The organism is Ruegeria sp. HKCCD6647-2, assembly GCF_057221075.1.
The window spans coordinates 98,917-111,098 of sequence record NZ_JBWVBD010000004.1 but is presented as its reverse complement, the minus strand read 5'-3'; the positions used below and the strand labels follow the sequence as shown (position 1 = coordinate 111,098).

The following is a 12,182-nucleotide window of genomic DNA, read 5'->3' as shown; positions in this document are numbered from 1 at the left end:
AAATCCGGCTTAACTGATTTTTCGGGATTTCGCGTCATCTTGCCTTGAACGGCGCGGATGAATCGGAGGGTCATATGAGTTTGGAATTGCAGGTCTCCGGGCAAGGAACCAAGGGGTTCATGTCCAGCTACCTAGAGGCTTTGGCGTTGGTCGAGCGGCTGCACCGGTTGCTTCTCGACGTCATCAAGGATGAGTTCGAGCGTGTCGGCGTTCTGGAAATCAATGCCGTTCAGGCCCTGCTGCTGTTCAATATCGGCGATCATGAAGTCACCGCAGGTGAACTGAAAAGTCGCGGATATTATCAGGGCAGCAACGTCAGCTACAACCTCAAGAAACTGGTTGAAATGGGATACATGCATCACCAGAGATGCGAGATCGACAGACGCTCGGTTCGGGTGCGGCTGACACCTCGTGGGCGTGAGATAAGGGATATCGTCTCAGATCTATTTGCCCGTCACGCTGATGGGCTTCAGAGCCGTGGTGTCCTTAGCATAGACGGTATCGAGGATATTACCGGATCGCTGCGTCGCGTGGAAAGATACTGGACCGACCAGATCAGGTATATCTATTGACGATCAACGCGCCTTTGGGCTGAGGCCCGACAGGATCAACCCCTCCAGCTCTTTGATCAGCTTTCGGGTCATGGCGTCCTCATAATCTTCGAAACCCAGTGCAACTTCGACAAATGCGCCTGGTCCCAGAATGACCCATGCGTTGTAATAGGCGGATAACTCACCAACCTGCACATATCGCTTGTCGCTATGTGTCGGATCATCGGCGCCAATGACCAATCCGTTGATCGTGATCCCGGATGCGCTCAGGGTCTGTTTGACGTCGCGCGGATGGGGGCCAAGATTGTGTTTGCCGTCGCCGGACAAGTCCAGCGTACGTTTCCAACAATCGGACTGTTCGGCCAAAAGCTTGGCCCCAAACACCATGGCAGACCCAACGGCGGTGCCCTGAGGTGCCGAGGATCGTGTGACCGAATCCAGACGTTGCCCGATTTGTTGAAGGTCCGTGGAGGAGCGAACTTCCGTCCAATCCAGAAGAATGCGTTGATGGCTGGCCTCGCTCCACTCGAATATCGCCAGACGAACGGGCGCAGCAGGATTTGACAGGATCAGTTGCTGAACCTCGGGGCGACGCAACGCTGCTGACAGACCGCGAAGCTGAAGACGGTATTCCTGGCTATCGACCGAGCCAGACACATCCAGGCCCAGCGCCAGAGCTTGCCGGCATTCGGCCCAAACCGGAGGCGCTGTCAGGCTGAACAAAAGTGCCAGCAACCGGATCAATTCGGATGACCTTTTGAAACTGCACTCAGTTCGAGCGTGTTCAACTCGCGTTCCAGTTTCCGCCGCATGGCCCGCTCGAAATCTTCAAACCCATTTGCAATTTCCAGAAAGGCACCGGGACCACGCAGAACATTGTTCTCGAAGAACGGGATCAAATACAGCTCACCCTCGAAATCGGCGGCGTTGATGACGAGGCCATTGACGACCGTGTCTCCGAAGGGAAAATGCCTGTAAGCGATTTCAGGTCCATAACCGTCGTTGTTCGACCCATCCCCTGACAGATCAATGGTTTGAAACAGACATCTGGGCGCCTGCTGCATCAGGGTTGCCCCAAAGGCCAGAGCATACCCCATGGCCGTCGCCGAACCACTGTCCGAGCGGACGGATTGTGAAATACGCGAAGAAGCGAAAGTGAGGTCGTTGTCGTTCTCTATCATTTTCCAGTCGAGAATAACCCGCTGGATATCGCGCCCGCTCCATTCATAAACTGATAATGCAACGGGCAGTGAGGATGAAAAAAAAGCATCTTGCACTTCGGGTGCAATCAGAGCTGCAGCGAGGCCCTGCCTCTGTAACACATCCTCATTCGCGTCGACCGAAGTTGATATGTCTAATGCCAGCGCCAAGGCGAGACGACAGGTTTCGGCCTGACCGGGGCTGGCCAGAATAGCCAGCCCAAGGGATGCCAGCCAGCGGATCACCAGTGTCCGGTGCTTTCCATACTGGCCCAGGGTTCAGCGGGCTCGAGTGCTTCGCCGTTTTGCAACAGCTCAACCGAAATATTGTCGGGCGACCGGACAAACGCCATACGCCCGTCGCGCGGCGGGCGGTTGATGACGACGCCATTGTCCTGAAGGTGCTGGCAGGCCTCGTAGATGTTGTCGACGCCATAGGCGAGGTGACCGAAATGGCGGCTGTCGCTGGGCAACGCGTCGTCGCCGTCCCAGTTATATGTCAGCTCGATCGGTGCGTCTTCCTGACCCGGAGGGGCCAAGAACACCAGGGTAAAGCGCCCGGCCTCACTCTCGTACCGGCGGGTTTCTTTCAGGCCCAAAAGTTCATAAAACGCCATGGATTTCTCCAGATCCTTCACGCGGACCATGGTGTGAAGATATGTCAGCCCCATCGTGACTTCCCTTACATTGATTGTGATTTTCAGCAGCTTAGCGCGCAGTCATCGTGTGTCGAGGGGTGCGGCGGAACACAATTCCAATTTTGCACGAAACGCCGCACATCTCGCGGTTCCGGTAGGGAAGTCGACGATATATAGTGGTGGGCGACTCATTTCTGGAAAGGATAATTTCATGCCTCTGTCTGCCGACCAACTGGCCGAGATCGACGCGCAACGTGCTCAGTCCCATCCGACCCGCCGCGTTGTTGCCGAAGGTATGGAAGATCACCTGTACACGGCGCATCCGGTTCTGGATCACGGATTTGTCCGGGTTATCGATTATATGGGCGACGATGCTGCAATTTGTCAGGCGGCGCGTGTGTCTTACGGCAAAGGCACCAAGTCGGTGCAGAATGACGAGGGGCTGATCCGCTATTTGATGCGGCACTGGCATTCGACACCATTCGAAATGTGCGAGATCAAACTGCACGTCAAACTGCCGGTCTTTGTCGCGCGCCAGTGGATTCGCCATCGGACGGCAAATGTGAACGAATATTCCGCCCGTTATTCGATCCTGGATCGTGAGTTCTATATTCCTGCACCCGAACACGTCGCCGCCCAATCCGAGGTGAATAACCAGGGGCGAGGCGACGCGTTGCAAGGTGAGGAAGCAGCTCGCGTTCTAGAGATTCTCAAGGCCGACAGTGCCCGGTGTTACGACAACTACGAATCCATGATCGATCAGGATGGTCAGCAGGGGCTGGCCCGCGAGTTGGCCCGCATGAACCTGCCGGCAAATATCTATACCCAATGGTACTGGAAGGTGGACCTTCACAACCTGTTCCATTTCCTGCGCCTGCGCGCAGACCCGCATGCACAATATGAGATACGGGTCTATGCCGAGACCCTGTGCAAAATCGTTGCCGACTGGGTTCCTTTCGCCTATCGCGCGTTCGAAGACTACCGCCTTGGCGCGGTCAATTTGTCGGCTCAGATGGTTGCTTGCCTTCGACGGATGCTGGCAGGTGAGGCTGTCACGCAAGAGAATTCGGGCCTGACCGCCCGCGAGTGGCGAGAGTTTCAGGATGTGATCCGCGAAGGCTGAGCTCGCATATCATTTGTCTATACGTTTTGTCATGTATCTGTTACATTGGATGCATGACAATGATCTCGGATATTCGAAATGTTGCCGCAGCTCTGCTGCTGGCGGGTACGGCTCACGCGCAATCTCCGATTGCAGAGGTGATCTGTGAACCCACCAGCCGGATGCACGACAAGTTGACACTTCAGTTCGGATCGCAGCAGGCAGCATCGGGTATACGCGGGCCCGAGCAGATCATGGAAGTCTGGACCAGCGAATCCGGTGATTGGACCTTGGTTATTACCTACGCAACCGGAACGTCCTGCATCGTTGCAATGGGCGAAAACTGGTTCACCCATGCCGAAGCAGATCCGGCACGAGGGTGAATTTTCCTGGAAGGGCGGTCAACGGCCGGAAATTGGCCGCTAACCTTTTTTGGAAACGTCCCACCTTTGGTGAGAGCAAATTACAATGGCTTCAAATCAGCCGCCATCTGACGACCGTCACGTCCGTCCTGCAGCTCGTACGAGACTTTCTGATTATCAGCGAGCCCGGTCAGACCGGATCGTTCTACGGCTGAGATATGAACAAACACGTCTTTGCCGCCTTCATCGGGGGCGATAAACCCATAGCCTTTGGTTGTATTAAACCATTTCACGGTGCCGGTTGGCATTTCCCGTGTCTCCTTCCTACTTACACGTTGACCCCTAAATTGGCGGGGACAGTAGTTGACGCAACCGCAACACATCACAGTTCGCCCAAGCGAGACGGCCCGAATTGCGTGTTTCGTCTTTTTCAACATTGCACGGTGAAGTAAAAAATCAAGAATAACCGGGGTAAGCATTTCATTTTGCCCAACATTGCATCAACGACAGGAACAACCCGATCATGCGCCTTTATGGATTGAAAACCTGTGATACCTGCCGCAAGGCATTGAAATCGCTTCCAAATGCTGAGTTCGTGGATGTTCGGGCGCAAGGTGTGCCGGATTCAGTGATAACGACGGCGTTCCAACGTTTCGGCAAAGCCTTGCTCAACACTCGCTCAACAACCTGGCGGGATTTGGATGAATCCGAGCGGGATCGTCCTGCTTTGGACCTGTTGGCAGAGCATCCCGCGTTGATGAAGCGTCCATTGATCGAAGCAGACGGCAGATTGTTCTTGGGCTGGACCGAAGAAACACGCCGAGGCCTTGGTGTTGTCTGAGAAACCACATATCTGACATCTGAAACTGTGGAGACGGAAGAATGCGGAACGCTGCAATGATCTTGGGCGTCATCGCCGGCCTTGTTGGAATGATTGTCGGCTTTTTTGGCTATGGCTTCGTGGAACTGGTTGATCAGTTTGGTGAGATCGACGGCATTGCCGAGCAGGTCGAGAATCCCGAACTGGTTCAGACCATCTCGATCCTGGCGCCCCTTCTGGCAATTGCAGGGGGCGCAATGGCTCATGCGCGTGCGCTTGTGGCTGGTGTTTTGCTGCTGCTTTCGGCGGCCGGCATGTACTACGCCTTTGGTTTCGGCGTGTTCACCATGTTCCCGATTGCCTTTGCCGCAGTGGCCGGGGTTCTTGGGCTGGCCGCGGGAAAGCCGGACGAGCCCAAGACGCATTTCTAAATCACTTGATGCGCAGGATTCGGTCCAGCGACAGTGGGCCTGCGCCATTGATCACGATCACCGCAAGCGTGAAGGACCACAGTGTCCGATCATCCAGCAGGTTCGGAGCGTTCGTGAAGTAGCTACCCAGCTCGGTACCGTGCCCGTTAACGTCCACGATCGTCTGAACCCAGACAAACGCGATCATGCCCAATGCGGAGATGCGCGACAGCAAGCCCACCACGATCAGAGCGGGCAACAGGAATTCCGCCCATGTGCCCGCCACAGCAACCGCCCAGTGAAAGATACCCAGTTGGGAACTGTCATAGCTGACAGCTTCCATGGCTTTGGGGAAAATCTGTACATAAGCACCGTCAGACGGGCGCAAGAACCCGAAAAATCCGCTGCCCAGTTTGGTCGTCGCCGAGTTCCAATAGTACACCAGCAGAGTTGCCGCAAAAACCAGCCGGGCCAAGGTCGGTGTCAACCAGCCAGAGGTCACCTCCAGCCGTCCCAGGGTGTTGTTGTACGTAGAAATCAGGGCAGTCATGTATCCAGCCTTTCGATAGTCACGGAAGTAATCGCACCGCCCTGCAAAAGCAGTGCCAGAGTGGTTCCCAGGTCAAAGTCGTGGGTTTCTGCAGTTGTCGCCTCAAACGCTTCGCCGATGGTTTCACCGTTCTGAATTCGTTCAATCCAGTCGGCACCGCCAGGCGGTAGTTCACGCGGGGCAGGGTCATATTCCGGACGAGTGATCAGGACGTCCTGTGCGCCCGCTTCGGGTTTGGGAGCATCTTCCTGCGTGTTGAACCGCCAAATTGCATGAATCGGCCAGACCGAGCGGACGATCTGCACCGCCGGAGCCAATGTAAGCTTTGCCCGCATCAGATCCTCGGGCGCGACGGCCAGAGCATCCGGATCGATCGGTTGACCATCGGCCGCGTGATAGGATCGCCGAATTGCAAGTTCCAGCCGGGCGACATCCGGCAGGTAACCCAGATGGGAAAGCTGCTCCATTTTGGCCAGAAAACCCGGAAACTCTTCCCCATAAAACATCATCAACGGTGAAGACGGCGGATGCTGGCGCAGAAAAATTCCCGCCAGGCCGTCCATGTTTTGCGGGCCCAGCAGTTTGGCAATCACCGGGAAGGCCTGATGCATTGCCTCGGTCAGGGATACGGCGACGTTGTTGCGATAGACGCTGAAACGGCCCCCCGCCGGTTGGTCGGCTGAATCCAGCAGACCGTCCGGAACGGGTTGGCTTGCATCCAACAGGGCCGAGTGAAAAGCGGTTTGCGACACCCTCATGCCGGAACCCGGTCCAAAGCCGATTGTGCGCGTTCCGCTTCGGCCCGCAGGACCGGCCAGTCGGGAACATCAGTGTCCCATTCGATCAGAATTGGCTTGGGTCCCGACCGGTCCAGAACGTAATCCAGCAGAGCCCAAACCGGATCGACGACTTCGCGCCCGTGGCTGTCGATCAACAGCTGGTGGCCGTGATCGTCCTCGTCTTCGTCATGACCGCCAAGGTGAATCTCGCCAACCTGCTCCAGCGGGTAGGCGTCGATATAGCCCTGTGGCGAGAAATCGAGGTTGGTGGCAGAGACAAAGACATTGTTGACGTCCAGCAACAAGCCGCAGCCCGTACGCCTGGCGATTTCGCGAAGGAAGTCGGGCTCGGACCAAGTGCTTTCCTCAAAGGCAAGATAGCTGGACGGGTTTTCCAGAAGCATTTGCCTGCCAACGACTTCCTGTACCTGATCGATATGATCGCATACGCGGGCCAGTGTGGTGTCGGTATAGGGCAGGGGCAGAAGGTCGTTCAGAAAATGACTGTCATGGGTTGACCAGGCCAGGTGCTCGGAAAAGCTTGCCGGGTTCAGCCAGCCGACCAAACTTTTCAAACGTGTCAGGTGGTCAGAGTTCAGCGGATCCTCTCCACCAATGGAAAGGCCGACACCATGGACGGAAATCGGAAACTGTTCGGACAGGTGTCGTAACTGCGCCAGCGGACGGCCACCGTCGCCCATGTAGTTTTCGGCATGAATTTCCAGCCATGCCACTGGTTTTGCGTGATCAAGGATCTGCGAGAAGTGCTGCGGCTTGTATCCTACGCCCGGTGCGGCAGGCAGTCGGTTCGATCGGAGAGCATCATCCAACATAAGCGCGTTCCCTGACTACGACGAAAAGGGCGGGCGATGTTGCCCGCCCCCAAATCTTCGTTTGCGAGGCCTTATGCCGGCAGGTCACGCTCCAGCGGCTCGAGCGAGCCGTGGCGGGGCGTACCGTCGGCGGACTTGGGCAGTTCGATATCGGCGCATGTGCCGGCATCGACCAAGGTCCAGGCGTTGCCCTGATAATCAACGGTCGAGGTGCCTGCGCAGGTAGTGCCGGGGCCCGCGGCGCAGTCATTCTGACCGGCCAGCGAAACGCCATAGCACTTTTCTTTGGCTTGCGCGGTTGCTGTAGTGGCTGCGCCCGATACAGCAGCTGCAACTGCGGTTGCGATGACCAGGGACTTTGCGGTGTTCGACATCTCGGTAATCCTCTTGATGACTGGGTATGTCTGCTTGTGACAATGACAAAGGTAATGGCTTGCGGGCCAGAGTTGAATTCACGAGCCCGTGTCTCACGAGCGCGTCAAAGGTAGTCATGCCACCTTGCGCGTTAACAAACTGTTTTTGAAGTGGAAAATTGGAAATGTTTCAATCCGGCCCCAAAAAGGGGGCCGGATTCACGGCAATTTGCTGCCGAATGTTACAACAGGTCCGGCGGGGTCGCGGACTGGCCCAGCTCTTTTGTTACAGCTTCAAGTGATTGAACCTGTGTCTGTTTTTCACCCAGCCGGCGAACGCTGACCGTGCGCTCTTCGACTTCGCGGTGGCCGACGGCCAGAATGACCGGAACCTTGCCGACCGAATGCTCGCGGACCTTGTAGTTGATCTTCTCGTTGCGGATGTCGGCTTCGGCGCGGACACCGGCGGCCTTGAGCGTTTCAACCACTTCCATCACGTATTCATCTGCGTCCGAGGTAATCGATGCGACGACCACCTGCCGCGGAGCGAGCCAGAACGGCAATTTACCTGCGTGCTCCTCGATCAGGATGCCGATGAAGCGTTCGAAAGATCCAAGGCAGGCGCGGTGCAGCATGACAGGACGGTGTTTGGCGCCATCAGCGCCGATGTAAGTGGCGTCCAACCGTTCCGGCAGAACGAAGTCCACCTGGAACGTGCCGCATTGCCAGTCCCGGCCAATCGCATCGGTCAGGACAAACTCCAGCTTGGGCCCATAAAATGCGCCTTCTCCGGGGTTCAGCTCTGGTTCGACACCCGCTGCGCGAGTGGCGTTCAGCAACGCTTCTTCGGCTTTGTCCCAAACCTCGTCCGACCCGGCCCGTTGTTCCGGGCGGTCCGAGAACTTGATCTTGAAACTGTCAAACCCGAGGTCCTTGTAGACATCCGTCAGGAAGCCGATGAAGCGTGCGCACTCGTCGCCGATCTGATCTTCAGTCGAAAAGATATGAGCGTCGTCCTGTGCAAAGCCTCGAACGCGCATGATGCCATGCAGCGCGCCCGATGGTTCGTATCGTGCGCACGACCCGAATTCCGCCATGCGCAGCGGTAGGTCGCGATACGACTTCAGACCCTGTTTGAAGATTTCAACGTGGCAGGGGCAGTTCATCGGTTTCAGCGCGTTGACCGATTTCTCGCGCGCGTGTTCTTCGTCCACTTCAACGATGAACATATGCTCCTGGTATTTGTCCCAGTGGCCGGACTTTTCCCACAGTTTGCGGTCTACGACCTGGGGTGTGTTCACCTCAACATAGCCACCGCGGTGCTGGGCGCGGCGCATGTAATCCTGCAACTGGGTGTAGATGGTCCAGCCGTTCGGGTGCCAGAAGATCTGACCCGGGGCCTCTTCCTGCATGTGGAACAGGTCCATCTCGCGACCCAGCTTACGGTGGTCGCGTTTGGCGGCTTCTTCCAGCATGTGCAGGTGGGCCTTGAGCTTTTCCTTGCCGGTGAAGGCCACGCCATAGATGCGTTGCAGCATCGCGCGGTTGCTGTCGCCACGCCAATAGGCGCCGGCAATGCTCATCAACTTGAAGGCGTCACCCGGCAACTGACCGGTATGTTGCAGGTGCGGACCGCGGCACAGATCCTGCCAATGGCCATGCCAATACATACGCACTGGCTCGTCACCCGGGATCGCTTCAATCAACTCGACCTTGTAAGGCTCGTTGTTGGCTTTGTAGAATTCGATCGCACGGTCCCGATCCCAGACCTCGGTGGTCACGGGATCACGCTTGTTGATGATTTCTTTCATCTTTTTTTCGATGAGGCCGAGATCTTCGGGCGTGAAGGGGTCCTCCCGGTCGAAATCGTAATACCAGCCGTTCTCGATGACCGGGCCGATGGTGACCTTGGTTGCGGGCCAGATTTCCTGCACCGCGCGCGCCATCACGTGAGCAAAGTCGTGGCGGATGAGTTCATTGGCCTGAACCTCATCCTTCATGGTATGGATGGCGATATCGGCATCCGCTTCGATGGGCCATTGCAGGTCCCAATGCTGGCCATTCACCGTGGCCGAGATGGCCTTTTTCGCCAGCGAGTTTGAGATGTCGGCCGCGATTTGCGCCGGCGTGATGCCAGCTTCATAGGATCGTGCATTGCCATCGGGAAAGGTGAGAGAGACGGATTTTGAATCCAGGGCCATGGTCTGGCTCTCCTCGTCGGTTTGGCGCCCACTGAACGCCCGGTTGCGGGTTATGGTGTTCCGATCCTTTGTCAGGCGGTTGCGCGGGTGTCAAGGGAAGAAGCGAGGAGCGCTGCCCCTCGCGCTCCCCGGAGTATTTGTGAAAAGATGAAAGGGCCGGGGAATTGCACTTGGGTTCGGGGCGTGCATGATGCGGGAAACGCAAAGAGGATTTCATGGCGGCGACGGAATATCTGGAGACAGCGCAAGGGCGACGGCTGGCCTATCACAAGAGTGAAGGGTCAGGGCCGACACTTGTTTTCCTTGGGGGGCTCAAGTCCGACATGGAGGGCACCAAAGCCGTACATCTCGAGGCATGGGCGCAGGCCCGTGAGCAGTCGTTTCTGCGGTTCGACTATTCCGGGCATGGCGAAAGCTCAGGCGCGTTCGAAGAGGGCTGCATCGGGGACTGGCATCAGGATACGCTGGCTGCGATTTCCACGCTGACGGACGGGCCGCTGATTGTTGTCGGTTCGTCCATGGGCGGGTGGCAGGCGCTGCTGCTGGCCAAGGCGATGCCGGATCGGATCGCGGGCATGGTCACCATCGCGGCCGCGCCGGATTTTACCGAGGACGGGTATTGGGCGTCCTTTACGGATGAACAGAAAGCGACGCTGGAAACCGTCGGTCGCGTGGAGCTGCCATCGGACTACATGGAACCTTACATCATCACCAGGCGGATGATCGAGGACGGACGGCAGCAGCTTGTTCTGCGCAACGCTCTTGAGTTACCGTTTCCCGTTCGCTTTCTGCAAGGTACGGCGGATACTGCGGTATCCACCGAAACGGCTGTTCGTTTGCTTGAGCACGCCAGCGGGCCGGATATGCAGCTGTTATTGGTCAAGGACGCCGACCATCGGTTTTCGGATGGCCCCTGCCTGCAGATAATCGAAAAGGCAGTCCTGGATGTGATGGCGGGTAGCTGATGCGGCGGTTCGGGCGTTTCCTGGGACGCGTTCTTCTGGCAGGTATTGCACTTGGCGCTCTTGTGTATTGGTTTGGCCCGCGTGAGATGGTGGACCTGAATCCCCAGTTTGAATCGCGAAAGTTCGGCGAAGGTGTGCAGGTCTATTTCGAAAGTACCGAGTCCGTCTTTGATGACATCGTGCCCGGTGTGGAGAAGCGGGTAATCTGGCGGGATGGCTTCAATGAGCGACGCACGCCCTATTCCGTTCTTTATGTTCACGGCTTTTCCGCGTCATCCGAAGAAATCCGACCGGTGCCGGATCTGATAGCAGACGCGTTGGGCGCCAATCTGGTCTACACGCGCCTGCAGGGGCATGGTCGATCCGGAATGGCCATGGCCGAAGCGACCGCGTCCGGCTGGATGATGGACATGGCCGAAGCGCTGGCCGCGGCCCGCGCTGTTGGCGAGCGTGTGGTTGTCATTTCCACGTCGACCGGTGGTACGCTGGCGGTAGCGGCCGCTCTCAACCCAGAACTCAGCAAAGACGTCGCGGCAATGGTTCTTGTGTCACCGAATTTCGGCGTCAATACGGTTGGGTCGTGGGTACCATCGCTGCCTTGGGCACGAAACTGGTTGCCGGTTCTGTTGGGGTCGGAACGGGATGTTTCTGGCCCAGACCCCGAATTGAACAAGTATTGGACCGTCGTCTATCCGTGGGAGGCCGTCGTGCCGATGACGGTGTTGGTCGAGAGCGTTTATGCTCTGGACGTCTCTGGCGCGCAGGTTCCGGCGCTGTTCTGGTTTTCCGACGACGATCAGGTTGTGCGGCCGGACCGGACGCATAAAGTGGCAGAAGCATGGGGCGCACCGGCCACCGTTTCGCTTGTCACGATGGGGCCGGGGGACGATCCGGCGTCTCACGTCATAGCGGGCCGGTTGATGGCTCCGGGGCAGACCGAATTTGCCGTGGCCGGTATGCTCGCTTGGTTGAAGGAACAGGGGATCGAATAATGGAACAACGCGTCAGCCTCATCACCGTCGGAGTTGTCGACCCGGAAACTGCCGCGGGATTCTACGAGCATTTGGGTTGGAAAAGGGTCGAAAGCCCGGATGGAGTCATCGCGTTCGATTTGATCGGACAGACCCTCGGCCTTTACCCGCTTTCGGCACTGGCAGAAGAAATCGGCGTCGATGTTGGTACGCTGGGGCAGGGGGCGCTGACCCTTAGCTATAATTGCCGCGCAAAAAGTGACGTGGCCGAAGTTCTGAGCAAGGCCGGAGAAGCAGGTGCCGAGATTTTGAAGCCTGCTTCGGATGTGTTCTGGGGTGGTCACCACGGCTATTTCCGCGCGCCCGAAGGCACGATCTGGGAGGTGGCATTTAACCCCTTCTCGAAGCTCGGAGAGGACGGCGCTTTTCGCTGGAACGGATACTGACA

Annotated in this window: 17 protein-coding genes; 8 read left to right on the top strand and 9 right to left on the bottom strand. The window is 57.3% G+C overall.

The annotated features are described in order from the left end of the window. The first annotated feature begins 74 nt into the window (after positions 1-74). Positions 75-572: a MarR family winged helix-turn-helix transcriptional regulator gene (locus AC2TDJ_RS12005; protein WP_480842478.1), complete on the top strand. Its 498-nt coding sequence runs from the start codon at positions 75-77 to the stop codon at positions 570-572. 3 nt (positions 573-575) lie between these two features. On the opposite strand, the gene AC2TDJ_RS12000 is transcribed toward AC2TDJ_RS12005, so the two are convergent. Genes AC2TDJ_RS12000 through AC2TDJ_RS11990 form a run of 3 tightly spaced genes read right to left on the bottom strand, consistent with a single transcriptional unit; the run spans position 576 to position 2,421 of the window. Then, the gene (locus AC2TDJ_RS12000; protein WP_480842476.1) at positions 576-1,295 is read right to left on the bottom strand and encodes a DUF1194 domain-containing protein; all 720 of its coding nucleotides are present in this window, start codon (positions 1,293-1,295) and stop codon (positions 576-578) included. Next, positions 1,292-1,996, bottom strand: coding sequence for a DUF1194 domain-containing protein (locus AC2TDJ_RS11995; RefSeq protein ID WP_480842474.1), 705 nt, complete (start codon positions 1,994-1,996; stop codon positions 1,292-1,294). Before AC2TDJ_RS11995 ends, AC2TDJ_RS12000 begins: the two co-directional genes overlap by 4 nt. Beyond that, positions 1,993-2,421: a VOC family protein gene (locus AC2TDJ_RS11990; RefSeq protein ID WP_480842472.1), complete on the bottom strand. Its 429-nt coding sequence runs from the start codon at positions 2,419-2,421 to the stop codon at positions 1,993-1,995. Before AC2TDJ_RS11990 ends, AC2TDJ_RS11995 begins: the two co-directional genes overlap by 4 nt. A 178-nt stretch (positions 2,422-2,599) precedes the next feature. Between AC2TDJ_RS11990 and thyX the strand changes: the two genes are divergently transcribed. Continuing rightward, complete coding sequence (thyX, locus tag AC2TDJ_RS11985; RefSeq protein ID WP_480842469.1) at positions 2,600-3,511, top strand: FAD-dependent thymidylate synthase; 912 nt, start codon at positions 2,600-2,602, stop codon at positions 3,509-3,511. 53 nt (positions 3,512-3,564) lie between these two features. Further along, positions 3,565-3,873 carry a hypothetical protein gene (locus AC2TDJ_RS11980; protein WP_480842467.1) on the top strand — a complete coding sequence of 103 codons (309 nt, stop codon included), beginning with the start codon at positions 3,565-3,567 and terminating at the stop codon, positions 3,871-3,873. Positions 3,874-3,953: 80 nt separating this feature from the next. Here AC2TDJ_RS11980 and AC2TDJ_RS11975 read toward each other — a convergent pair whose 3' ends face one another. Beyond that, positions 3,954-4,160 (bottom strand): cold-shock protein, encoded by a 207-nt coding sequence (locus AC2TDJ_RS11975; RefSeq protein WP_008758035.1) that lies wholly within the window; start codon positions 4,158-4,160, stop codon positions 3,954-3,956. 215 nt (positions 4,161-4,375) lie between these two features. On the opposite strand from AC2TDJ_RS11975, the gene AC2TDJ_RS11970 reads away from it, so the two are divergent. Both AC2TDJ_RS11970 and AC2TDJ_RS11965 read left to right on the top strand, forming a co-directional pair. Then, positions 4,376-4,693 (top strand): arsenate reductase family protein, encoded by a 318-nt coding sequence (locus AC2TDJ_RS11970; RefSeq protein WP_480842466.1) that lies wholly within the window; start codon positions 4,376-4,378, stop codon positions 4,691-4,693. A gap of 41 nt (positions 4,694-4,734) precedes the next feature. Further along, the gene (locus AC2TDJ_RS11965; protein WP_480842464.1) at positions 4,735-5,103 is read left to right on the top strand and encodes a hypothetical protein; all 369 of its coding nucleotides are present in this window, start codon (positions 4,735-4,737) and stop codon (positions 5,101-5,103) included. A 1-nt stretch (position 5,104) separates the two neighbouring features. Here the strand turns inward: AC2TDJ_RS11965 and AC2TDJ_RS11960 are convergent, their stop codons facing one another. From AC2TDJ_RS11960 to thrS, 5 genes are all read right to left on the bottom strand, one after another. Then, the gene (locus AC2TDJ_RS11960) at positions 5,105-5,632 is read right to left on the bottom strand and encodes a DoxX family protein (RefSeq protein WP_480842462.1); all 528 of its coding nucleotides are present in this window, start codon (positions 5,630-5,632) and stop codon (positions 5,105-5,107) included. After that, entirely contained in the window at positions 5,629-6,390 is a 762-nt protein-coding gene (locus AC2TDJ_RS11955; RefSeq protein WP_480842460.1) for an HvfC/BufC N-terminal domain-containing protein, read from the bottom strand. The genes AC2TDJ_RS11960 and AC2TDJ_RS11955 overlap by 4 nt, the downstream gene beginning before the upstream one ends. Continuing rightward, positions 6,387-7,244: an MNIO family bufferin maturase gene (bufB, locus tag AC2TDJ_RS11950; protein ID WP_480842458.1), complete on the bottom strand. Its 858-nt coding sequence runs from the start codon at positions 7,242-7,244 to the stop codon at positions 6,387-6,389. Before bufB ends, AC2TDJ_RS11955 begins: the two co-directional genes overlap by 4 nt. 71 nt (positions 7,245-7,315) lie before the next feature. Continuing rightward, complete coding sequence (locus AC2TDJ_RS11945) at positions 7,316-7,618, bottom strand: BufA1 family periplasmic bufferin-type metallophore (protein WP_480842456.1); 303 nt, start codon at positions 7,616-7,618, stop codon at positions 7,316-7,318. A gap of 221 nt (positions 7,619-7,839) precedes the next feature. Next, positions 7,840-9,798 carry a threonine--tRNA ligase gene (gene thrS, locus AC2TDJ_RS11940; RefSeq protein WP_480842454.1) on the bottom strand — a complete coding sequence of 653 codons (1,959 nt, stop codon included), beginning with the start codon at positions 9,796-9,798 and terminating at the stop codon, positions 7,840-7,842. A 215-nt stretch (positions 9,799-10,013) separates the two neighbouring features. Here thrS and AC2TDJ_RS11935 point away from each other — a divergent pair, with 215 nt between their 5' ends. Genes AC2TDJ_RS11935 through AC2TDJ_RS11925 form a run of 3 tightly spaced genes read left to right on the top strand, consistent with a single transcriptional unit; the run spans position 10,014 to position 12,180 of the window. After that, positions 10,014-10,763 carry an alpha/beta fold hydrolase gene (locus AC2TDJ_RS11935; protein ID WP_480842452.1) on the top strand — a complete coding sequence of 250 codons (750 nt, stop codon included), beginning with the start codon at positions 10,014-10,016 and terminating at the stop codon, positions 10,761-10,763. Further along, complete coding sequence (locus tag AC2TDJ_RS11930; RefSeq protein WP_480842451.1) at positions 10,763-11,755, top strand: alpha/beta hydrolase; 993 nt, start codon at positions 10,763-10,765, stop codon at positions 11,753-11,755. Before AC2TDJ_RS11935 ends, AC2TDJ_RS11930 begins: the two co-directional genes overlap by 1 nt. Then, positions 11,755-12,180, top strand: coding sequence for a VOC family protein (locus AC2TDJ_RS11925; protein ID WP_480842449.1), 426 nt, complete (start codon positions 11,755-11,757; stop codon positions 12,178-12,180). Before AC2TDJ_RS11930 ends, AC2TDJ_RS11925 begins: the two co-directional genes overlap by 1 nt. Positions 12,181-12,182 lie beyond the last annotated feature (2 nt).